General features: G+C 72.2%; 21 protein-coding genes. 8 read left to right on the top strand and 13 right to left on the bottom strand.

Annotated elements, in window-relative coordinates:
- Positions 1 to 33: 33 nt before the first annotated feature.
- Positions 34 to 999 (bottom strand): hypothetical protein, encoded by a 966-nt coding sequence (locus tag GEV10_18980; protein ID MQA80534.1) that lies wholly within the window; start codon positions 997 to 999, stop codon positions 34 to 36.
- 18 nt (positions 1,000 to 1,017) lie between these two features.
- Here GEV10_18980 and GEV10_18975 point away from each other — a divergent pair, with 18 nt between their 5' ends.
- Entirely contained in the window at positions 1,018 to 1,398 is a 381-nt protein-coding gene (locus tag GEV10_18975) for a hypothetical protein (GenBank protein MQA80533.1), read from the top strand.
- A gap of 8 nt (positions 1,399 to 1,406) precedes the next feature.
- Here the strand turns inward: GEV10_18975 and GEV10_18970 are convergent, their stop codons facing one another.
- Genes GEV10_18970 through GEV10_18960 form a run of 3 tightly spaced genes read right to left on the bottom strand, consistent with a single transcriptional unit; the run spans position 1,407 to position 3,377 of the window.
- Positions 1,407 to 1,670 carry a hypothetical protein gene (locus GEV10_18970; GenBank protein MQA80532.1) on the bottom strand — a complete coding sequence of 88 codons (264 nt, stop codon included), beginning with the start codon at positions 1,668 to 1,670 and terminating at the stop codon, positions 1,407 to 1,409.
- 58 nt (positions 1,671 to 1,728) lie between these two features.
- Positions 1,729 to 2,364 (bottom strand): TIGR03086 family protein, encoded by a 636-nt coding sequence (locus GEV10_18965; protein ID MQA80531.1) that lies wholly within the window; start codon positions 2,362 to 2,364, stop codon positions 1,729 to 1,731.
- A 20-nt stretch (positions 2,365 to 2,384) separates the two neighbouring features.
- Positions 2,385 to 3,377: a sigma-70 family RNA polymerase sigma factor gene (locus GEV10_18960; GenBank protein ID MQA80530.1), complete on the bottom strand. Its 993-nt coding sequence runs from the start codon at positions 3,375 to 3,377 to the stop codon at positions 2,385 to 2,387.
- A 188-nt stretch (positions 3,378 to 3,565) separates the two neighbouring features.
- Between GEV10_18960 and GEV10_18955 the strand changes: the two genes are divergently transcribed.
- Positions 3,566 to 3,976 carry a hypothetical protein gene (locus GEV10_18955; GenBank protein ID MQA80529.1) on the top strand — a complete coding sequence of 137 codons (411 nt, stop codon included), beginning with the start codon at positions 3,566 to 3,568 and terminating at the stop codon, positions 3,974 to 3,976.
- Between the two features lie 9 nt (positions 3,977 to 3,985).
- Here GEV10_18955 and GEV10_18950 read toward each other — a convergent pair whose 3' ends face one another.
- Both GEV10_18950 and GEV10_18945 read right to left on the bottom strand, forming a co-directional pair.
- The gene (locus GEV10_18950; GenBank protein ID MQA80528.1) at positions 3,986 to 5,692 is read right to left on the bottom strand and encodes an FAD-dependent oxidoreductase; all 1,707 of its coding nucleotides are present in this window, start codon (positions 5,690 to 5,692) and stop codon (positions 3,986 to 3,988) included.
- Positions 5,693 to 5,719: 27 nt separating this feature from the next.
- Positions 5,720 to 7,300 carry an aldehyde dehydrogenase family protein gene (locus tag GEV10_18945; protein ID MQA80527.1) on the bottom strand — a complete coding sequence of 527 codons (1,581 nt, stop codon included), beginning with the start codon at positions 7,298 to 7,300 and terminating at the stop codon, positions 5,720 to 5,722.
- A gap of 61 nt (positions 7,301 to 7,361) precedes the next feature.
- Between GEV10_18945 and GEV10_18940 the strand changes: the two genes are divergently transcribed.
- Positions 7,362 to 7,796 carry an Ohr family peroxiredoxin gene (locus GEV10_18940; protein ID MQA80526.1) on the top strand — a complete coding sequence of 145 codons (435 nt, stop codon included), beginning with the start codon at positions 7,362 to 7,364 and terminating at the stop codon, positions 7,794 to 7,796.
- A gap of 22 nt (positions 7,797 to 7,818) precedes the next feature.
- Here the strand turns inward: GEV10_18940 and ptsP are convergent, their stop codons facing one another.
- The 3 genes from ptsP to dhaK are packed head-to-tail and all read right to left on the bottom strand — an operon-like array spanning position 7,819 to position 11,952.
- Positions 7,819 to 10,293, bottom strand: a complete 2,475-nt coding sequence (gene ptsP / locus GEV10_18935; GenBank protein ID MQA80525.1) for a phosphoenolpyruvate--protein phosphotransferase — start codon at positions 10,291 to 10,293, stop codon at positions 7,819 to 7,821.
- A 21-nt stretch (positions 10,294 to 10,314) separates the two neighbouring features.
- Positions 10,315 to 10,950, bottom strand: coding sequence for a dihydroxyacetone kinase subunit L (gene dhaL / locus GEV10_18930; protein ID MQA80524.1), 636 nt, complete (start codon positions 10,948 to 10,950; stop codon positions 10,315 to 10,317).
- Between the two features lie 3 nt (positions 10,951 to 10,953).
- Complete coding sequence (gene dhaK, locus GEV10_18925) at positions 10,954 to 11,952, bottom strand: dihydroxyacetone kinase subunit DhaK (GenBank protein ID MQA80523.1); 999 nt, start codon at positions 11,950 to 11,952, stop codon at positions 10,954 to 10,956.
- Between the two features lie 140 nt (positions 11,953 to 12,092).
- On the opposite strand from dhaK, the gene GEV10_18920 reads away from it, so the two are divergent.
- The 3 genes from GEV10_18920 (at position 12,093) to GEV10_18910 (ending at position 15,275) form a co-directional block, all read left to right on the top strand.
- Positions 12,093 to 13,115: an MIP family channel protein gene (locus GEV10_18920; protein ID MQA80522.1), complete on the top strand. Its 1,023-nt coding sequence runs from the start codon at positions 12,093 to 12,095 to the stop codon at positions 13,113 to 13,115.
- 149 nt (positions 13,116 to 13,264) lie between these two features.
- Positions 13,265 to 14,089, top strand: a complete 825-nt coding sequence (locus GEV10_18915; GenBank protein MQA80521.1) for a fumarylacetoacetate hydrolase — start codon at positions 13,265 to 13,267, stop codon at positions 14,087 to 14,089.
- A gap of 136 nt (positions 14,090 to 14,225) precedes the next feature.
- A complete protein-coding gene (locus GEV10_18910) occupies positions 14,226 to 15,275 on the top strand; it encodes an alcohol dehydrogenase catalytic domain-containing protein (GenBank protein ID MQA80520.1) in 1,050 nt (349 codons plus the stop codon).
- 3 nt (positions 15,276 to 15,278) lie between these two features.
- Here GEV10_18910 and GEV10_18905 read toward each other — a convergent pair whose 3' ends face one another.
- On the bottom strand, positions 15,279 to 16,394 hold the full coding sequence (locus GEV10_18905; protein MQA80519.1) for a GuaB3 family IMP dehydrogenase-related protein: 1,116 nt from the start codon (positions 16,392 to 16,394) through the stop codon (positions 15,279 to 15,281).
- Positions 16,395 to 16,527: 133 nt separating this feature from the next.
- Entirely contained in the window at positions 16,528 to 18,024 is a 1,497-nt protein-coding gene (gene guaB / locus GEV10_18900) for an IMP dehydrogenase (protein ID MQA80518.1), read from the bottom strand.
- 99 nt (positions 18,025 to 18,123) lie between these two features.
- On the opposite strand from guaB, the gene GEV10_18895 reads away from it, so the two are divergent.
- A complete protein-coding gene (locus GEV10_18895; protein ID MQA80517.1) occupies positions 18,124 to 18,516 on the top strand; it encodes a hypothetical protein in 393 nt (130 codons plus the stop codon).
- 57 nt (positions 18,517 to 18,573) lie between these two features.
- On the opposite strand, the gene GEV10_18890 is transcribed toward GEV10_18895, so the two are convergent.
- Together GEV10_18890 and GEV10_18885 are read right to left on the bottom strand one after the other, a co-directional pair.
- The gene (locus GEV10_18890) at positions 18,574 to 19,473 is read right to left on the bottom strand and encodes a hypothetical protein (GenBank protein ID MQA80516.1); all 900 of its coding nucleotides are present in this window, start codon (positions 19,471 to 19,473) and stop codon (positions 18,574 to 18,576) included.
- On the bottom strand, positions 19,470 to 20,141 hold the full coding sequence (locus GEV10_18885; GenBank protein ID MQA80515.1) for a sigma-70 family RNA polymerase sigma factor: 672 nt from the start codon (positions 20,139 to 20,141) through the stop codon (positions 19,470 to 19,472). The genes GEV10_18890 and GEV10_18885 overlap by 4 nt, the downstream gene beginning before the upstream one ends.
- A gap of 357 nt (positions 20,142 to 20,498) precedes the next feature.
- On the opposite strand from GEV10_18885, the gene GEV10_18880 reads away from it, so the two are divergent.
- Positions 20,499 to 21,635 carry a M15 family peptidase gene (locus GEV10_18880; protein MQA80514.1) on the top strand — a complete coding sequence of 379 codons (1,137 nt, stop codon included), beginning with the start codon at positions 20,499 to 20,501 and terminating at the stop codon, positions 21,633 to 21,635.
- Positions 21,636 to 21,770: the final 135 nt, after the last annotated feature.

Below are 21,770 nucleotides of genomic sequence, written 5' to 3'. Positions count from 1 at the left end.
CCACTTCCTCGGACACAAGCGCGGGAACCCGGATCAGCGGCCGGACCGCGCCGCGCGGACGCCCGCCAGGCCCATCAGCATCGCCAGCAGGATGGGCAGCTCGAGGTAGGCGTGGTAGCTCGCCAACGCCGCGTAGACCGTGCGGCCCTGGCCGTAGTCGACGACGAACAGCACCAGCAGCAGGGCGCCCACGCCGAGACCGAGCGCCCACGCCCGCCGACCACGCAGCCACGGCACCCTGGCGTCGAACGCCGCCGCGGCCGCCGGGGCGTACCGCGGCAGGAAGAAGACCCAGACCACGAAGTGCATCAGCTGGAGGAACGCGAACACCGTGAGGAACCGGAGCCCCACGGTCGTCCCCCAGGTGCCCGGCGGCGTGACACTGGCGGCGACGACCGCGGGAGCACCGGCGAACCGTTCGACCGCCGCCGCACCGTCGGCCATCAGGCCGTCGGTGAGCCCCGCGAGCACGACAGCGGGCACGGCGACGAGCCAGCCGAGCTGGGTGCCCCGGAAAGCGAGCCGCGCCCTCCTCGGCAGTCCCGCGGAGAACTCCCACAGGAACGCCAGCGGCACCAGATTGTGCAGGTGGGTGATGACGACGACGTGGTACGCGGGCCAGCGCAGCGACGTCGCCGCCGCCACGAGCACGACGAGCACCACGGCCACGAGGGCGACGGGCAGCCTGCGCAGCCCGAGCCAGGCGGCGGCCACGACGAGCCCGTACGTCAGGACGATCTCGGCCCGGACCGACCAGCCCCCTCCGAAGACCGCGCCGGCCAGCCGGCAGACCACAATGCCGGTGATGAGCGCGACGAGCAGCTTCAGGAACGTGCCGGAGAGCAGCGAGGCGAACCGGCCGCCGACGTACCGCAGCTCGAGCACGTTGTGCAGCACGCCGAACGCCATCAGCGCGATGGCGGTGGTCGCGAGAGGCACCCGCAGGGCGAGGCCGAGCGCGACGAGCGCCACCAGCGCGAGCCCGACCGTGCCGATCACGCGCGGTGGTACGTCACCATGACCGCCGGCTCCGGGTACGCGCTCGCGCTCGCGGTCACCTGCGTCGTCGAGCTGCCCGTCTACGCGCTCGTGCTGACGCGGCTGTTCGGCGCGCGCCTGCGGACCGCCCTGCTCGCCGGACTGGTCGCCAACGCGGTGACCCACCCGGTGCTCTGGCTCGCCATGAAGCCGTTCACCGACGGCGTGGGCGAGTACGCGACCGCGTTCGTGGTCGGTGAGGTCCTGGTCTGCGCCGTCGAGTGGCTGGTCCTGGTGGTGGCCCTGTGTTGGTTTGAGCCTGGCCGGTGCGGGATCGGCCGGGCCTGGCTGGCCGTCGTGAGCGTGCTCGCCAACGCGGCGAGCGCGGCCGCCGGCCTCGCGCTCACCCTGCTCCGCTGACGTCGTGCTCACGGATGCCCCGGCGGCGGACCCTGCCCGGGAGGCGGGCCCTGACCCGGCGGCGGACCGTAACCCGGCGGCGGGCCCTGACCCGGCGGCGGACCCTGCCGGCGACGCGCGTCGGCGCGGCGCCGCGAGGACCTGACCGCGAGGACGATCGCCGCCGCGATGCCGGCGAGCACGACGACGACGAGCAGGATGACGACGACGAGCCCGGCGCCCAGCACGGGGGACGGTGCCACGTCGGCGGGGATGATCAGGCCGAGGTCCACTCGCCGCACCCTACCGGCGCCGGTCGCGGGCAAGGTGACGCGGAACGTTGCGATCCGCTCACGCCGCCCGGCACAGCCACGAGGCCGTGCGGTTGACGAGGGCGCGATGCGGGTTGCGACCCAGGTGGGCGAGCAGCCGGTCGCCCGGGCTGGCGAGCCGCGGCAGAGCGACCTCGGCGCCGAACAGGTCGGGGCGCTCGGCGGGCGTAACGTACAGCGGGGCCGTCGCGAGCAGCTCCCGGCTCAGCGCGGGCGGGATCGACCGGTGCCGACCGCAGGCCTGCGCCACGTCCCAGCCGTGGACGGCGATCTCCAGGGCACCGGTGCTCGCGACGAGGGCGGCGGGCATCGGCGCTCCGGCGTCGACCACGGGCGGGATGTCGACGGTCCTGGTCCACGCGCCCACCAGCTGGGAGGCGTGACGGCGGATGAGGGCGACGAGGTCGGACCGCTCGTCCACCACCGGTTGTGCGGGGCCGCTGAGGTCGATGTGCCCGCCGTCGACCGCCTCGTGGAGCGCGATGAACGAGTCGTCGAGGTGGTACAGCAACGCCTCGAGGTTCCACTCGCCGCACGGGGTGTCGCGGGAGAACGCCTGCGGCGTCACGAGGTGCAGGCACCCGAGGGTGAAGCCGACGGCCCGCTCGAGCAGCCCGACCGCCTCGTGGACGGCTGCGTGTGCCTCGTCGTCCATGGTGTGTCCCCTCGTGCGGCTCAGGCCGCGGGAATCGACTCGGGCAGGCCGAACTTCCGGAACATCTCGGCCCCGAAGAAGGCGCCGACGTGGGCCACGCGGCCCTCGGCGATGGTGAGGACGTGCAGGTTGAACTGCTGGTAGTCGTCGCCGTCGCGCTCGCGCAGGTACACGCCGAACGCGGGCTGGCCGTTGGCCGACGTCGGGATGAGCCGCATGCTGGACGGGCCGTCGGCCGGGCACTGCGTGTCGATGAGGCGGCCGATGTTCTCCGGCCCCTGGTACCAGCCGATGAACGGCGGCATCTCCCAGATCGCCTCGGACGTGAACAGCTCGACGATGCCGGGGATGTCCTTCTGCTCGAACACCCTGACGTACTTCTCGAGGAGCGCGCGCTGGTCGGCCGACGTCGGCTCGACCACGTCGTCCTCGCTGGGCGTCACCTGGTCGAGCGTGGCGCGGGCCCGCTGCAGGATGCTGTTGACGGCCGCGGTCGTGGTCTCGAGCGCCTCGGCCACCTCGGCGGCGCGCCACTGCAGGACGTCGCGGAGGATCAGCACGGCGCGCTGCCGCGGCGGCAGGTGCTGCAACGCCGCGACGAACGCCAGCCGGATGCTCGACCGCGACGTGACGACCGTGGCGGGGTCGTCGTGGTCGGAGCCGAGGAGCGCGTCGGGCACGGGCTCCAGCCAGGGCACCTCGTGGCGCGCCACGAGCTCGTCCGACGCGTCCGAGCCCGGCTCGCCGAGGCCGGTGGGCATCGGGCGGCGCGCACGGCCGTCGAGGGCCGTCAGGCACGTCCGCGTCGCGATCCGGTGCAGCCAGGTGCGCAGGGACGAGCGGCCCTCGAACTTGTCACGCGCGCGCCAGGCACGCAGGTAGGTCTCCTGGACGAGGTCCTCGGCGTCGTGGACGGAGCCGACCATGCGGTAGCAGTGCGCGAGCAGCTCGCGGCGGTAGGTGTCGGTCTCGCGGAGGAAGTCCTCGCCGACCGTGTCGTTCGTCGTCGTCACGACGCCATCATCTCCTCAAACCGGCCATGCCGCCCGGAGAACCTTCGCAGGACCTCCACCTGCTGTACAGACCGGCGGGCCGGCAGGAAGTCATCGGTCGGGCGATGACTTTTCGTGGCGTCCGTGGTCTGACCTGACGAACACGCACCGCCACGAATCGTCACCCGTCCGGAAGGGAGCCGCACCGGATGCCCAACCAGATCTTCGTCAACCTGCCCGTCAGGGACCTGGAGCGGTCGAAGGACTTCTTCGCCGCGATCGGCTACGCGTTCGAGCCGAGCTGTACCGATGACAAGGCCGCGTGCCTGGTCCTGGATGACAGCGTGTACGTGATGCTGCTGGCCGAGCCGTTCTTCTCGTCCTTCACGACGAAGGACGTCGCCGACGCGACGCGTACGGCGGAGGTGATCGTCTCCCTCGGCGTCGAGAGCAGGGAGCGCGTCGACGAGGTGGTCGACCGCGCGATCGCCGCCGGCGGCACGGTGTCGAACGAGACGAACGACCAGGGCTTCCTGTACGGCCGCAGCTTCGAGGATCTCGACGGGCACCTCTGGGAGGCGTTCTACCTGGACGTGGACGCCGCCCGCGAGTGCGGCTAGACCGCACCGTCAGGGCCGGGGGCGCGGGTCGGGCAGGCGGAGGGCGGCCGGGGCGGTCGCGGGCACCGCAGGGTCGCAGGGCGCGACGGGCGGCACGCGCTCGTACGCGGTGTCGAGCGGCGGGCGGGGGTCGGCCTCCCCGCGGTTCGGCCACAGCGACATCGCCCGCTCGGCCTGGGCGGTGATCGTCAGCGACGGGTTGACCCCGAGGTTGGCGCTCACCGCCGACCCGTCCACGACGTGCAGGCCGGGGTGGCCGTAAACCCGGTGATAGGCGTCGACGACCCCGTCGTCCCGGGTCGCGCCGATCGCGCAGCCGCCGAGGATGTGCGCGGTCATCGGGACGTTGAACACGTCGCCCCAGGTGCCGCCCGGCTTGCCGCCGATGGCATCGGCCAGCCGGCGCACAGCCTCGTGCGCCACCGGGATCCAGGTGGGGTTCGGCTCGCCGTGGCCCTGTCGCGACGTCAGCCGGCGGCCGAACGGGCCGCGGCGCAGCGACACGGTGAGCGAGTTGTCGAGCGTCTGCATGACGAGCGCGATGACCGTACGCTCCGACCACCGGCGGACGTCGAGCGAGCGGAAGAAGTCGACCGGGTGGTGCGACTGGTTCACCAGCCACCGCACCGGACGCGGCAGCCGACCGCCGCCGTCGACGAGCACCGTGGCGAGCAGGCCCATCAGGTTGCTGCCCCTGCCGTACCGCACCGGCTCCACGTGGGTGTTCTCGTCCGGGTGCCACGACGACGTGATGGCGATGCCACGGGTGAAGTCGGCGCCGGGCCGGTTACGCGGGCGCATGGCGCCGAGCAGCGCCTCGGAGTTGGTCCTCGTCAGCCGCCCGAGAGCCGGGGACAGCCGGGGCAGCACGCCATCGTCGCGCATGCGGTGCAGCAGTCGCTGCGTGCCGAGCGCTCCCGCGGCGAAGACGACCTGGTCGGCGGTGAGCCGGTCGCGGTCCTTCCAGCGGGTGCCGGTGCGCACCGTCTCGATCGCGTATCCGCCGCCGCGCACATGCGGGCGTACGGCCGTCACGGTCGTCATCGGCCTGACCTCCACGCCCAGCCCCTCGGCGAGGTGGAGGTAGTTGGTGGGCAGGGTGTTCTTGGCGCCGTACCGGCATCCCGTCATGCACGAGCCGCACTCGATGCACCCCGTACGCCGCGGACCCGCGCCGCCGAAGTACGGGTCGTCGACGGTCTCCCCCGGCTCACCGAACCACACGCCGACCGGCGCGAGCCGGAACGTGTGGCCGACGCCCATCTCGTCCGCCACCTCACGCATCGCCTCGTCGGACGGCGTGACCGTGGCGTTCTGCGTGACCCCCAGCATCCGGCGAGCCTGGTCGTAGTGCGGCCGCAGCTCGTCGTGCCAGTCGGTGATGTCGCGCCACTGCTCGTCACGGAAGAACGCCTCGGGCGGCTCGTACAGCGTGTTCGCGTAGACGAGCGATCCCCCGCCGACACCGCTGCCGGACAGGACCACGACGTTGCGCAGCACGCTGATCCGCTGGATGCCGAAGCACCGGAGCCACGGCGCCCACAGGAAGCGGCGGACGTCCCACGACGTCGTCGGGAACTCCTCGGGCGCGAACCGCCGGCCGGCCTCGAGCACCACCACGCGGTAGCCCTTCTCCGCGAGGCGCAGTGCGGTGACACTGCCGCCGAAGCCGGAACCGACGACGGCGACGTCGTAGTCGTGCTCGACGGCACCCATACCCGCCATCATGCCCCCGCCCGGCCTTCAGCGGCGGCCCGACCTGCGCAGCAGCCGCAGGATGCCGGTGAAGATGGTCGCCCACTGCTCGTCGGTCACGCCGGCCGGCGGGCTCAGCGGCAGCGCGCGCTGGGTGGCGATCGTCTGCGACTCGGTGTACTTCAGCACGCCGGCGGCGCCGTGGCGCCGGCCGAGACCGGAGTCGCCCATGCCGCCCATCGGCGCGTCCATCGATCCCCAGGCCGCCGCGTAGGCCTCGTTCACGTTGACCGTGCCCGCACGGATCCGCCCGGCGATCGCACGCCCGCGGGCGATGTCCGTCGTCCACACGCTGGCGTTGAGTCCGTTGGCACCCTCGTTGGCGAGCCGGACCGCCTCGTCCTCGTTCTTGAACGGGTACACGCTGACGACCGGACCGAAGGTCTCCTCGCCGTAGCACCGGGCGTCGGACGTGACGTTGCCCAGCACGGTCGGCTCGTAGAAGTACGGCCCGAGGTCGGGTCGCGGCCGGCCGCCGGCGAGCACGTGGGCGCCGTGCTCACGCGCGTCGTCGACATGCGCGGTCACCTTGTCGAGCTGGTCCTGCGACGTCAGCGAACCCATGTCCATGGAGAAGTCGAACGCCGCCCCGACCCGCATCGCGTCGACGCGCGCGAGGAACCGCTCCACGAACTCGTCGTATCGCGACGCCGCGACGTAGATGCGTTCCATCGAGATGCACAGCTGGCCGGACGACGCGAAGGACGCGCGTACCGCACCCTCGGCGGCACGACCGAGGTCGGCGTCACGCAGCACCAGCATGGGGTTCTTGCCGCCGAGCTCGAGCGTGCAGCCGACGAGGCGTTTGGCAGCCTTCTCTGCGACGGTGCGTCCGGTCTTCGTCGACCCGGTGAACATCACGTAGTCGGCCTCGTCGAGCACCGCCGCGCCGACCGACGACCCGGGGCCGAGCACGACCTGCCAGAGGCCGTCGGGCAGGCCCGCCTCGTACGCGAGGTTCGCGCCCCACAGGCAGCTGAGCGACGCCTGCGGGTCGGGCCGCTGGACGACCGCGTTGCCGGCGAGCAGCGCCGCCACGGTGTCGGACACGCCCAGCGTCAGCGGGTAGTTCCACGGGGAGACGACGCCGACCACGCCCACCGGGTGGTGCAGCTCGACGACCTGGGTGAGCAGCGGCAGCAGCCCCGCACGCCGCCTGGGCATGAGGTAGCCGGGACCGGTGCGGCCGTAGTAGCGGCAGCCGAGCGCGACGTCGGCGACCTCCTCGAACGCGTGCGCACGAGCCTTGCCGTTCTCCCACTGGACGAGGTCGAGCGCCTCGCGCTGCCGGTCGAGCACGAGGTCGTGCAGGCGGAGCAGGACGTTCGCGCGCTCCCGGGGCGAGCGCCTCGCCCAGGCCGCCTGTGCCTCGCGTGCTCTGCGGTACGCCTCGGCGACGTCCTTGCGCGGAGTCGACTGCGGCAGCTCGGCGATCGCCTCGCCCGTGTAGGGGGCGAGGAGCGGCGACCGCTTGCTGCCCGACGCGACCACCCGTTCGGTGAGCCGGGACACGGTCGCGCTGTCCGGCGCGTCGGGCAGTCTCGTACGCACGTTGCTCACGGTGCTCATGGGCGGAGAGCCTACGTGCCTAGGGTGTGGGTATCGACATTCCTCGACAACAGGAGAGCACATGAGCGACGTCAAGACGCCCGAGAAGATCGTCTACCGCACGAAGGTGGTCTCGACGGGTGGCCGACGCGGTGGCCGCAGTACCAGCGAGGACGGCATTCTCGACGTCGAGCTCGACGCTCCGAAGGAGATGGGTGGCCCGGGCGGCAAGACCAACCCCGAGCAGCTGTTCGCCGCCGGCTACGCGGCCTGCTTCACCGGCGCGCTCGGCCTGGTCGCCAAGAAGCAGAGCGTCGACGCGTCCGCGGCGACGGTGACGGCCGAGGTCGGCTTCGGCCCCGAGGGTGAGAGCTTCGGCATCACCGTCGACCTGACGGTCGACGTCCCCGGCCTCGACACCGCCAAGGTGCAGGAGCTGGCCGACGCGGCGCACCAGGTGTGCCCGTACTCGAAGGCCACCCGCGGCAACATCCCCGTGACGGTGAAGGCGGCCTGACCCCGCCGACGTTGTCAGAGCCTCAGCGGGTCATGGCCCGCTGAGGCTCTGACACGTCACGGCGCACCTCGGCCGCCGTCCGCCTCCGCAGCGCCTGTTCCGCCAGCCGGGTCGCGTCGGCGTACGACGTCGCGCGCACGGCCTGCTTCACCAGGGGCACGGCCGTGGGCACGACGGAGAGCTCGGTCACGCCGAGCCCGACGAGCAGCGACGTGACCGTCGGGTCGCCCGCGAGCTCGCCGCACACGGCGACCGGGCGGTCGCGGTCGCGGGCCGCCAGCGCCGTCCGCCGCACCAGCGCGAGCACCGCGGGGTGGCACGCGTCGCCGAGCGCCGCGACACCCGCGTTGCCGCGGTCGGCGGCGAGGACGTACTGCGTGAGGTCGTTGGTGCCGACGGACAGGAAGTCGACCCGCTCGGCGAACGCCTCGGCCAGCAGGCCGACCGCGGGCACCTCCACCATCACCCCCACCGGCAGGTGCACGCCGGTGCCGACCTCCGCACGCGCACGGTCCAGCAGGGCGCTCGCCTCGTCGAGCTCGTCGAGGCTCGACACCATCGGGAACATCACCCGCACCGGATGGTCCGCCGCGACCCGCAGGACGGCACGCAGCTGGGTCGAGAGGACGTCGGGACGCGCGAGCCCCAGCCGCAGGCCGCGCACGCCGAGGAACGGGTTGTCCTCCCGGGCCTGCCGCAGGTACGGGGCCGGCTTGTCGGCCCCGACGTCGAGCGTGCGCACCGTCACGACACCGCCGCCGAGCCGCACGGCGACCGCCGTGTAGGCCTCGACCTGCTCGTCCTCGGTCGGCGGCTCGTCCCTGCCGAGGAACAGGAACTCGGTGCGCAGCAGCCCCACGCCGTCTGCACCCTGTCGTGCGGCGTCGGAGGCGTCCGCGAGCGACCCGACGTTCGCCTCGACCGTGATACGCACGCCGTCGCTCGTCACGGCCGGCTCGGTCGCGGTGAGCAACGCGGCGTCGTGCGCGGCTCCGGCTGCGGCCTGCCGGCGCTCGTACTCGCGGCGCACGGTGCGGTCCGGCTGGACGTAGACCGCCCCCGTGTCCCCGTCGAGCAGCACCGGCTGGGCCTCGTCGAGCCGCAGCACGGCTTCCCCCGCGCCCACCACCGCGGGCACGCCCAGCGCCCTGGCGAGGATCGCGGCGTGACCCGTCGGCGCGCCCGACGCGGTGAGGATGCCACGCACCAGCGACCGGTCGAGAGCGGCGGTGTCGGCCGGGCCGAGGACCTCGGCGACGACCACGCCTGGACCGCTGACCGTCCGCCGGACGGGGACACCGGCCAGTGCCGCCACGACCCGACGCCCGACGTCCTCGATGTCGTCGACGCGGGCGCGCTGGTAGTCGTCGTCGACGCCGGCGTACGCGGTCACCACACCGGCGACGGCCCCCCGCCAGGCACGCCCGGCGGGCTCCCCCTCGCCCACGCGCGCGACCGCGGCGTCGAGCAGAGCGGCGTCGTCGAGCAGGAGCGCCTGCATCTCGAGGATGTCGGCGGCCTCCGCACCGAGGGTCGCCGCCGCGTCGTCGCGTGCCGCCGCCAGCTCGCGGCCCACGTCGCCGACCGCGGTGCGCAGCCGCTGCGCCTCCTCGTCCCGGGTGCCCGGCGAGCCGTCGGGGTCGGGCACGTCGGTGAGTCTGAGGTGGCGTACCGGGCCGAGCGCGCTGCCCGGGGCCGCGGCGAGTCCGCGGAACGTGACGCCGTCGGGGACGGCCGCCGGCGTCCGCACCGGCGGCGGTGCGGGCTCCGGCTCCGCCTCGTCGCCGAAACCGGTCGCCGCGAGTGCGCCGAGCGCCTCGAGCACCTCTGCTGCGCCGGGGCCCGCGGCGCTCACCTCGATCCGGTGGCCCCGCACCACGCCAAGCGCCATGACGCTCGCGAGGCTGCGCGCGGAGACCGGGCCGTTCCCATTGTCGAGGTCGGCGACGCGTACCTCGGCGTCGAAGCGCGCGGCCGTACGGACGATCCGCGCGGCGGGCCTGCCGTGCAGCCCAAGCCGGTTGGTCACGTCGAGCTCGACGCGCCGCCACGACCGCCGGTCGTCGTCATCGGGCGTGGCCTCGTCGGCGGGCTCGTCCCCACCGAGGTGCGCGGTCTTGGCCGCCAGGCCCCGCCGAGCCTCGGCGGCGACGGCGGCGAGCGGCTCACCCGCCTGCGCGGCGACCGCGCCGGCCACGGCGCCCTCGACGAACGGCGCGTCGCACAGGGCGACGTCGATGCCGTCGACGAGGTCGAGCGCGGTCTCCGCGGACAGCACGGCGCTGCCGAGATCCATCAGCACGAGCACACCGTCACCGGAGTCGGCCCGACCGATCGCCTCGGCGACGCGGACGGCGTCGGTGCCGAGCGGCTCGCCCGGCTCGTCGAGCCCGCCCGCGGGCTCCAGGACGACGTCGCCGGCCATCTCGCGCGCCAGCTCGGCCGCCCCGCGCGCCACCGCGGCGCTGTGCGACACCAGCACGATCCCCACGGCCATGCCGCTCCCCCCTCGTCCCCGCTACCCGGAGGCGAGGGTCGTGGCCGCGCAGCGCAACAGCAGGGCGCTCGACGTCGCGCCGGGATCGACGTACCCGGCGCTGCGCTCGCCCAGGTAGCTCGCCCGGCCCTTGCGCGCGACGAGCGGCTTCGTCGCGTCGCGGCCGCGTTCGGCCGCCTCCGCGGCGCGCGCCAGCGCCTCGTCGAGACCGGTGCCGCCCTCGACCGCCTCGCGCAGGGCGTCGCGCGCGGGGACGAGAGCGTCGACCATCGTCTTGTCGCCCGGCTCCGCCTTCCCCCTCGCCTGGACGCCCGCGACCGCCGCGGTCACCGCCGCCACCAGGTCGGCGTCGGACGCCTCGGCCATGGCGCCGAGGGACTTGCCGCCCTCGAGGAAGAACGTGCCGTAGAGCGGTCCGCTCGCGCCACCGACCTTGGAGATCAGCGTCATGCCGACGGCGCGGAGCAGGCCGCCGAGGTCGCCGGGCTCGGCCGCGTCGAGCTTCTCGACGACCGCACGCATGCCGCGGTCGAGGTTGATGCCGTGGTCACCGTCGCCGATCGCCGAGTCGAGACCGGTCAGCTCTGTCTTGCGCTCGGCGACGACGTCCGCGAACGCCCGCACCCACTTGTCTGCCTGGGAGACCGTCAGCGGCACGGGTCAGCTCCACCGCAGGGCCGGCGTGTCGACCGGGGCGTCCCACAGGTCGATCAGCTCGTCGTCGAGCCTGAGCAGCGTGATCGAGCAGCCGGCCATCTCCAACGACGTCATGTACGGGCCGATCAGGTTGCGCGCGATCGCGATCCCCTTCGAGTCGAGGAGCTTCTTCAGCTCGTGGTAGACGACGTAGAGCTCGACGAGCGGCGTGCCGCCCATCGAGTTGACGAACGCCAGCACCCGGTCGCCGCGCTCGAACGGCAGGTCGGACAGCACCGGCTCGACGAGGCGTTCGACGATCTCCTTCGCCGGCGCGAGCGGCACCCGCTCCCTGCCCGGCTCGCCATGGATGCCGACGCCGATCTCCATCTCGTCCTCGCCGAGCTGGAAGGTCGGGTTGCCCACTGCCGGCACGGTGCACGACGTGAGCGCCATGCCCATGCTGCGACTCTGTGAGTTCACCTTGCGACAGTGGTGTGCCACGGTCTCGAGGCCCTCACCACGTGCGGCCGAGGCACCGCAGACCTTCTCCGCGAGCACGGTCGCGCCGACGCCGCGCCTGCCCGCCGTGAACGTCGAGTCCTGCACCGCGACGTCGTCGTCGATCACGACGGACGCGACGTCGATGCCCTCCTCCTTGGCGAGCTCCGCCGCCATCTCGAAGTTCATGACGTCACCCGTGTAGTTCTTCACGATGAACAGCACACCGTCGCCGCCGTGCACGGCCTTCGCCGCCTCGAGCATCTGGTCCGGAGTCGGTGACGTGAAGACCTCGCCGGGACACGCGGCGTCGAGCATCCCCTTGCCGACGAACCCACCGTGCATCGGCTCGTGCCCTGAGCCACCACCGGAGACGAGCGCGACCTTGCCTCCGACAGGAGCGTCGACCCGCGCGACATAGCGGGGTTCGTCGCTGACCCTGAGATAGTCGGGGTGCGCGGCGCCGAGGCCGGCCAGGGCCTCCGCGACCACGTCGTCGGCTGCGTTGATGAGCTTCTTCATGGACGCCTCTCTCCGGGCCGAGCGCCCACTGACGCCCGCACCTCACCATCGTCGGTGCGTATCGCTTCTCGCACAAGCATTGCTCACGGGACTGCCAAGCAGTACAACTGGCGCAGGGCATACCGCCGGGGAGGTGCGACATGGCTGTCGACATTCCTCCGCTGATCGCCAAGGGGAGCGGGCTCAAAAGGCTCGGAGGCCTCAGAGGCGAGCTGGTCGCGGAGTTCTTGGGCACGTTGATCCTGATCGCGTTCGGGGACGGCGTGGTCGCCGCCGCCGTCGCGGGTCTACCTGGTTCCGGCCGTACCGAGGGGCCGACCACGTTCTTCCTCGGTGCCGGTGACTGGCTGCTGATCACCTGGGGCTGGGCGCTCGCGGTCACGCTCGCCGTCTACGTGGCGGGCGGCGTCAGCGGGGCGCACATCAACCCGGCGGTGACACTGGCGTTCGCGATACGCCGCAAGTTCCCCTGGCGCAAGGTCGCGCCGTACATGATCGCGCAGGTACTCGGCGGGTTCGCCGGGGCAGCGCTGGTCTATCTCGTGTACTTCCACGCGATCAAGGCGTTCGACGCCGCGGCGGAAGGCCCGAAGATCAACGGTCACACCAACACGACGCTGACGATCTTCTCGACCGCGCCCGCGCCGTACTTCAACGGAAGTGTGTGGGGTCCGCTGATCGACCAGATCGTCGGCACGATGTTCCTCGTCATCTTCATCGTGGCGATCATCGACCTGCGCAACACCGCGGTGAAGGCCAACCTCGGACCGCTGCTCATCGGGTTCGCGGTCGCGGCGATCGGCATGTCGTTCGGCGCCAACGCCGGTTACGCGATCAACCCGGCACGCGACTTCGGTCCGCGCCTCTTCGCATGGACGGCGGGCTGGGGTGAGTTCGCCATGCCCGGCAGCGTCGACGGTGCCTACAGTGCCTACTTCTGGATACCGATCATCGGCCCACTCGTCGGCGGCGCGATCGGCATCCTGATCTACGACCTGCTGATCGGCAACGTCCTGCACGCCAGGGCGCTGGCGAGCGACGGGCCCGGCGGCCAGGAACCACCCGGCCGCACGACCGAGACCACCGACGCGGTCGACGCCGCGGCGACCGACTCGACCACGTCGAGCCGCACTCGTCCACCGTCGACGGCGGACGAGGAGTAGGTGCGCAGCGACGTTTCCGACACAATGAGAGCGTGACACAGACACCTGGTTTCTCACGCATCCTCAGGTACATCGGGCGTGACACGGGCGCGCATGGATTGGGCGTCGAACGCGACGGCGTCGTGACCGCTCTCGCCGGCATCGACGACATGGGCGACCTGCTGACCCGGCCGCTCGGCGAGATCACCGCGCTCGTCGAGGGCGCGTCCGGTCCCGGGCGCGACCTCGGCGACCTGGTGCCGCTGCCGCCGACGGACGGCCTGATGGAGGTGTGGGCGGCCGGTGTCACGTACCAGCGTTCCCGGGAGGCGCGGACGGAGGAGAGCACGCAGGCCGACGCCTACACCGCCGTCTACGACGCGAAGCGGCCGGAGCTGTTCTTCAAGTCGGTGCCATGGCGCGTGGTCACCGACGGCGAACCGATCGCGGTACGCGAGGACTCCGGGCTCGACGTGCCCGAGGCGGAGCTCGCGCTCGTCCTCAACGCTTACGCCGAGGTCGTCGGCTACACCGTCTGCGACGACGTCAGCTCGCGGACGATCGAGGGCGAGAACCCCCTCTACCTGCCGCAGGCGAAGGTCTATGCGGGATCCTGCGCGCTCGCGGCCGGCGTCCGTCCGGCATGGGAGGTCGCCGACCCGAACGACCTTGCCGTCTCCCTCACCGTGGAGCGCGACGGGGGCGTCGTCTGGGAGGGCCACACCTCCACGGCCAGGCTGCACCGCACCTTCGCCGACCTCGTCGAGCACCTCTTCCGCGAGGCGCCGTTCCCGCAGGGCGTGATCCTGGCGACCGGCACCGGGATCGTCCCGGAGATGTCGTTCACCCTGCGGCCCGGCGACCGGGTGACGATGGAGGTCGCCGAGGTCGGCCACCTCAGCAACCCGGTGGTGGCCGGCAAGGACGCGATGTCCTGGCTGGTGGCCGCGGCGACCGACCCGCGCGAGCGGGCGTCGGTCCGTCTGCGCCGTTGATCACGTTCACGTGATCAACGTGGACTTCACCTCGTGCCGGGACGAGGTGAAGTCCACGTCGGTGAGGTGAAGCTCCACCGACGACCCCTCGCACCGCACACGGCACCGCCGCGACCGGGCGTGGCAGGGTGGCTTCATGCGTGCGTTGACGGTCGTTCCCGGTCGGTCCGAGGTCGCTTCCGTGGTCGAGGTCGAGGAGCCGGTACCCGCCGAGGGCGAGCTGCTGGTGCAGGGCGTCGCACTCGGCATCTGCGGCACCGACCGTGAGATCGCGTCGGGCGCGTACGGGTGGGCGCCGCCGGGACGTGACCGGCTGGTGCTGGGGCACGAGTCGGCGGGGCGGGTGCTCGACGCGCCTACCGGCAGCGGGTTCGCCGCCGGCGATCTCGTCGTCGGCGTGGTGCGTCGGCCCGATCCCGAGCCGTGCGGAGCGTGTGCCCGCGGGGAGTTCGACATGTGCCGCAACGGCGGCTACACCGAGCGCGGCATCAAGCGGCTCGACGGGTATGGCAGCGAACGCTGGACGGTCGAGCCCGGGTACGCGGTCCGCGTCGACGCTGCGCTCGACCGCGTGGCGGTCCTCGTCGAGCCCACGTCGGTGGTGGCCAAGGCATGGGAGCAGATCGAGCGGATCGGGGCGCGCTCGTGGTTCGAGCCGCGTACGGTCCTGGTCACCGGCGCGGGTCCCATCGGACTGCTCGCCGCGCTGCTCGGCGTTCAACGCGGCCTCGACGTGCACGTGCTCGACCGGGTGACGGCGGGCCCCAAGCCTCGCCTGGTCGCCGATCTCGGCGCCGACTACCACCATGGCGACATGGCCGAGGTCGCGAGCGCGCTCCGCCCCGACATCGTCATCGAGGCGACCGGCGTCGACCGGCTCGTCTTCGACGCCATGGCCCACACCGCGCCGTACGGCATCGTCTGCCTGACCGGTGTGTCGTCGGCCGGCCGCACCCTCACGACCGACATGGGGGGTCTCAACCGCGAGCTCGTGCTCGAGAACGACGTCGTCATCGGCTCGGTCAACGCCAACCGGCGTCACTACGAGCTCGCGACGGCCGCTCTCACCCGCGCCGATCGCGGCTGGCTCGACCGGCTCGTCCGGCGGATCCCGCTGGCCGACTTCGCCGACGCGATGACGCCGCGCGACGACGACGTGAAGGTCGTGCTCGACCTCGACACCTGACGGTCAGTGCCCGGGGTCGACCACGACCTCGACGCGCTGGAACTCCTTGAGCTCGGAGTACCCCGTCGTCGCCATCGCCCGGCGCAGGGCGCCGACGAAGTTCATCGACCCGTCGGACACCTTGGACGGCCCGAGCAGCACCTGCTCCAGCGAGCCGACCGTGCCGACGTGGACGCGCTCGCCGCGGGGCAGCTCGCCGTGCGTGGCCTCGGCGCCCCAGTGCCAGCCGCGTCCCGGCGCCTCGGCCGAGCGCGCGAGCGGCGAGCCCACCATGACGGCGTCGGCGCCGCACGCGATCGCCTTGGTGACGTCGCCGCTCCTGGCCATGCCGCCGTCGGCGATGACGTGGACGTACCTGCCGCCGGACTCGTCGAGGTAGTCGCGCCGCGCCGCCGCGACGTCGGCGATCGCCGTCGCCATCGGCACGGCGACACCGAGCACCTTGCGGGTCGTGTGCGCCGACCCGCCACCGAAGCCGACGAGCACGCCGGCCGCACCGGTGCGCATCAGGTGCTGCGCCGCCTGGTACGTGGCACATCCGCCGACGACGACGGGGACGTCGAGCTCGTAGATGAACTGCTTGAGGTTCAACGGCTCGGAGCGGCTCGACACGTGCTCGGCCGACACCGTGGTGCCGCGGATCACGAAGATGTCGGCGCCCGCGTCGATGACCGCCTTGTAGTACTGGGCGGTCCGCTGCGGCGTCAGCGCGCCGGCGACGATCACGCCGCCCCGCCTGACCTCCTCGATCCGGCGACCGATCAGCTCCTCCTTGACCGGCTCGGCGTAGATCTCCTGGAGCCGCTTGGTCGCGACGTCCTCGGGCAGCTCGCCCACCTCCGCGAGCAGCGGCTCCGGGTCGTCGTACCGGGTCCACAGGCCCTCGAGGTCGAGCACGGCGAGACCGCCGAGCCGCCCGACGGTGATCGCGGTCTGCGGCGAGACGACGCTGTCCATCGGCGGGACCACCAGCGGCATCTCGAACCGGTACGCGTCGATCTGCCAGGCGACCGAGACCTCCTCGGGGTCGCGGGTGCGCCGCGACGGCACGATGGCGACGTCCTCGAACCCGTACGCCACGCGCCCACGTTTGCCCCGGCCGATCTCGACGTCGTTCACGCGCGACCGCCTCCTCCCGGCCCTCCGGCAGGTGCCGCGACGGCGTCAGCTCGGGTGCTCGGTCGACCGCGGCTCCTACCTCCGGCCCGCTCGTCGAGCTCCTTCGCTGGATCGTTCATGGTCTCCTCGGGCCTCAGCGGCCGTGGTAGTTGGGGGCCTCGACGGTCATCGCGATGTCGTGCGGGTGGCTCTCGGTGAGCCCCGCGGCGGTGATCCGGGTGAACCGGCCCTTCTCGTACATCTCCGGGATCGTCTGCGCGCCGACGTACCCCATCGCGAGCCGTAGCCCACCGATCAGCTGGTACGCCACGGCCGACAGCGGCCCACGGTACGGCACCTGCCCCTCGATGCCCTCGGGCACGAGCTTGTCGTCGGACATGACGTCGTCCTGCATGTACCTGTCCTTGGAGTAGGACTTCTGCCCGCCGCGGCTCTCCATCGCGCCGAGCGAGCCCATGCCGCGGTACGACTTGAACTGCTTGCCGTTGATGAACAGCAGCTCGCCAGGGCTCTCCTCGCACCCGGCGAGCAGGCTGCCCAGCATCACGGTGTCGGCACCGGCGACGATCGCCTTGGCGATGTCACCGGAGTACTGCAGGCCGCCGTCACCGATGACGGGCACACCGGCGGGCTTGCACACCGAGGCAGCCTCGTGGATCGCGGTGATCTGTGGTGCGCCCACCCCGGCGACGACCCTGGTGGTGCAGATCGACCCCGGCCCGACCCCGACCTTGACACCGTCGACACCGGCGTCGACGAGCGCCTGCGCCCCTGCCGCGGTGGCGACGTTACCGCCGACCACGTCGACGTCGGTGTCCTTCTTCAGCCTGCGCACCATCTCGATCACGGCGTTCGCGTGCCCGTGCGAGGTGTCGACGACGAGCAGGTCGACGTCCGCGTCGACGAGAGAGCGCGCGCGCTTGTACGCGTCCTCCCCGACCCCGATCGCGGCGGCGACCACGAGACGTCCGTCCGCATCCTTGGTGGCGCCCGGGTACTGGTCGCGCTTGACGAAGTCCTTGACGGTGATGAGTCCCTGCAGCCGACCGGCCGCGTCGACGAGTGGCAGCTTCTCCACCTTGTGCGTACGCAGCAACCGGAACGCCTCGTCGGCATCGACGTCGGGCGCCGCGGTGACGAGCGGCATCGGCGTCATGACCTCACGCACGGGCCTGGTCTCGTCGCGCTCGAACCGCATGTCGCGGTTGGTCACGATGCCGACGAGCACTCCGGCTGCGTCGACGACCGGTGCGCCAGAGATGCGGTAGAGCGCGCACATCTTGTCGACGGCGCCGAGGATGTCGTCGGGCGAGCAGGTGACCGGGTTGGTGACCATGCCGGCCTCGGACCGCTTCACCAGGTCGACCTGCGACGCCTGGTCGTCGATGGACAGGTTGCGGTGCAGCACCCCGATGCCACCCTGCCGTGCCATCGCGATCGCCATCCGCGCTTCGGTGACGGTGTCCATGGGCGACGACGCGAGCGGCACGCGCAGCACCACACGTCTCGACACCCTGGTCGACGTATCGGCGCCGCTCGGCAGCACGTCGGACGCACCTGGCAGCAGCAGGACGTCGTCGAACGTGAGCCCCAGTCGAGCGAACTTCTCGGAAACACCGGTGAGGTCCATGACACCTTCTGGGCGGAGAGCGGGCGGTGCCTCCCATGCTACGTGCGGTGAACCCCGCGTCGGTGCGCGGGCGCGCCGGCATCCCGTTAGGGTGGCAACGTGCGTGACGAGACGCCTCGCGACCCGTTCGCCGGTGACCCCGATGATCCGGCCGCCCTGCTCGGCGACGACCCCGACGACGAGCCCGGGCTCACCGATGACGAGCGCGTCGGCGTCGAGTCCGACCTCCAGGACGTCGAGATGTTCCGCGCGCTGCTCGAGCCGCAGGGCGTCCGCGGGCTCGCGATGGCGTGCAGCGAGTGCGGCGAGGAGCACTACTTCGACTGGGACCTGCTCGGCGGCAACCTGCGCCAGATGATCGGCGACGGACGGTCGGGCGTGCACGAGCCCGCGTTCGCACCCGACCCGTCGCAGTACGTCAGCTGGGACTACGCCCGCGGCTACCTCGACGGCGTCCTCGACGCCGCGGAGGACGAGCCGGAAGACGACTGAACGCGACGGAGCGGCCGGTCACCCCGCGCTGGGGTGACCGGCCGCTCCGTGTGTGCGTTACGGCGTGGGGCTGGCGCTCGGCCGCCCGCTCGGGGTGTTCTCGTCGGACCCGTCGTCGCTCGGCGACGAGGAGTCGGTGTCGGACGGGGACGGCTTCGTCGTCGTCGGCGAGGTCGGCAGCACCGGCGTCGCCGAGGGCGAGTTGGGCGAGGACGGCGACGGCAGCCCGGGCGCGCCGGGCGTGGTCGGCGTCGCACTGCTCGGCCGGCGGAACAGCAGGCCGGGACGTTCCTCCGTCGAGGTCGACGCGCCAGGCGTCTTCTGCACGGTCGGCTTCGCGGACGACGTCGTCGTGCAGAGGATCAGCAGGCACTTGCCCTTGGGCTGCCAGCCGGGCCCACCGCCGGGGATGCCCCACGACCAGGACCAGGTCGGCGTCGACTCCGTGGTCGGCAGCGGACGCGGTGTCTTGGAGTTGGTGTGCCCGCGCAGCTCGGTCGAGCGGCGCTTGAGCAGCGCGGTACGCCTGCTCTGGCTCGCGCGCATCAGCTCCTGGTCGGCCTCGTCGAGCGCCTGGGTGGCCTCGGTGCGGTTGCCCTCGAGGAGCGACCGCTGGGCCTCGCCGATCGACCGGTCGGCCGCGTCGACGTGGCTCTGGCCGGGTTGCGCCGTCCAGAAGGCGAGGCTGCCGGAGCCGCCGGGTTCGGCGGCCGCGACGCCGGTGACACCGAGCACGGTGGCGGCGACCGTCGTGGCGAGCAGACCACGGGTCAGCCGGGACCCGCGGGCACGGCGTCGAGGCACGCGCACCTCGACGTCCTCGGCGATCGCACACAGCATCTTGAGCGCCTGGTCGGCACCGCGAGGACGACGGCCACGGCCGATCTGTTCGAGCGCAAGGTCGTCACGCAGCACAGCATCGAGGTCACCCGCGTGGGGGGAGCTTGGGCGACTCACGTCGTCACCTCCTTACCGCGCTTGCGCTGTCTCTGCGCCCGGTGACGCCCCCGGGGGTTGGGGGACTCGGAGTCGGGCTGCGGGCTGTGCTCGTGGTCCTGATCCTGCCCCACGAGGGTACGGAGTCGCGCGAGGGCCCGGTGCTGGGCCACTCGCACGGCGCCAGGGCTCATCTCGAGCGCCTGGCCGGTCTCTTCGGCGGACAGGCCCGCCGCGACCCGGAGCATCAGGAGGTGCCTGAGGTTCTCCGGGAGCTGGTCGAGCAGGGCGCGTGCGCGCTCGGCGTCGGCGCCGCGCAGCATGAGCTCTTCGGGACCGGGTGCGCCGTCCTCGCGTTCGGGCAGATCCTCGGTCGGGTACGCGGTGCGCGCGGCGACGCGGTGGTGATCGACGACCTTGCGCGCGGCAATGCCGAAGACGAGGGCCGTGAACGGCTTGCCCTCGTCCCGGTAGCGCGGTAGCGCAGCCAGGACGGCCACACACACCTCCTGCGCGACGTCATCGGCTTGGTCGAACGAACCTCCTACACGGCCCAGCCGCGCGCGACAGTACCTGAGCACCAAAGGACGCAGCCGGCCGAGCAACTCCTCTGTCGCTCGAGGATCCCCGTCAACGGCGAGAGGGACGAGATCCTCGAGATCGAGATCGGTCAACTGTGAGATCGTCAGATCGCCGGCAGGCGTTACCGGCGGTGTGGGTTCAGAAGGAGGTCTCGCGTGCAACGGGCGCGGATTCACCGACCTGCGCCCCCCGCTGCCTCACGGCCTTTCCCGTGCATCACTGGATCCCCCCGGCGGAACTTCACGCGTAGCCAACACCGTATCGGCATTCAGCTCCTTGGAAAACCCTTCTTTGCAGAAATCTTCGGAGCGTATTCGATGACGGAGCGTCGCCACGGCGTTACCTGAGCCGCTTAGTCTCGTTCACCAGGGGTAGTCGCGCAAGGAGGTCAGGTGGTCATTTCTCGGCCGCGCATGGCCCGGGGCCGCGCAGCCGTGACTCTTTGCACAGTTTCGACCTGCTTTGTGATGTTAGCTGCCTGCGGGTCCGACTCCCCCGGCGGCCCCGCCGGGACGAGCGGCCGCCCGACCACCGGCGCGACCTCGAGCGGCGCAGCCGCGACCTCGCCCGCCTCGCAGACCCCGGTCACGGTGCGGCCGCTGGGCGCCAAGAACGCCGCGGACCTGCTCGTCCGCGGCCGCGGCACCCTCACCGCGTCCCTGCGCACGGCGATCGACCGCGTGCGCGGCGTCGGCACGACACTGACGTTCGCTGCCGGCACCACCACCGTGAACGGCACGAAGGTGACGGTCGCAGCCGTCGACCCCTCGACCTTCCGCTCGTACGCCCCGACCGGCACGGCCGAGTCCGACGCTCTCTGGCAGAGCGTCGCGCGCGGCGAGCTGGCCGTCATGCACACCAGGGCACGGACGCTCGCCCTCTCCCTCGGCGCCCAGGCCGACCTCGGCGGCACGAGCCGGCGGGTGGGTGCGTTCGCGACGACCCTGCCGGGCATCGACGTCGTGGTCAGCGACGCCGTGGGCAGGCAGCTCGGCCTGCGCGGCACCACGGGCCTGGTGGCCTCGGTCGGCCGGGCCGACCCCGGTGAGGTCGGCCAGCGGGTGACCCGACTGGTCGGCAAGCGCGCCGACGTCGACCTCCTCACCGCCCCGGCGGCCGTCCCGCGCTCGTTCCTCACCGGCAACGCGGCGGCACAGGCGTTCGGCACGTTCTCGTACCGCTACTCCGCCAACGGCACGATCTCGCCCGACCCGCAGTGGGTGCGCGCGAACATCAGGACCGAGACCGTCCCGCTCCTCGGCAAGGTCACCTGCCACCGCCTGATGCTGCCGCAGCTGCGCGGCGCGCTCGAGGAGGTCGTGCGGTCGGGCATCGCCGCGAAGATCCATCCCGACGAGTACGCGGGCTGCTACGTGCCCAGGTTCATCGAGAGCAACCCGAACCAGCCGATCTCCCTGCACACCTGGGGCATCGCGCTCGACATGAACGTCCCGGGCAACCAGCGCGGCACCCGCGGGGAGATGGACCGGCGCGTGGTCGCGATCTTCAAGAAGTGGGGTTTCTCCTGGGGTGGCGACTGGAGCTACACCGATCCCATGCACTTCGAGCTGGCCGCGTTGCTGAAGGACCCGCCCTCCTAGGAGCGTGGGTCCGTATTGGCGAATCCGCCGCGCCGCGGCGCTGATGGGGCTGCTGGGCGGTTAGCGTGGCGGGCCGTGTGCCGGCATGAGTGAGGTGGTCGTGCTCGTCGTTGATGCTCAGCGATCAGCGATCAG

This window comes from Streptosporangiales bacterium, assembly GCA_009379955.1.
Classification (GTDB): Bacteria; Actinomycetota; Actinomycetes; order Streptosporangiales; family WHST01; genus WHST01.
The sequence above is the reverse complement of the archived record's forward strand: the minus strand, read 5'-3'. Positions and strand labels throughout refer to the sequence as shown.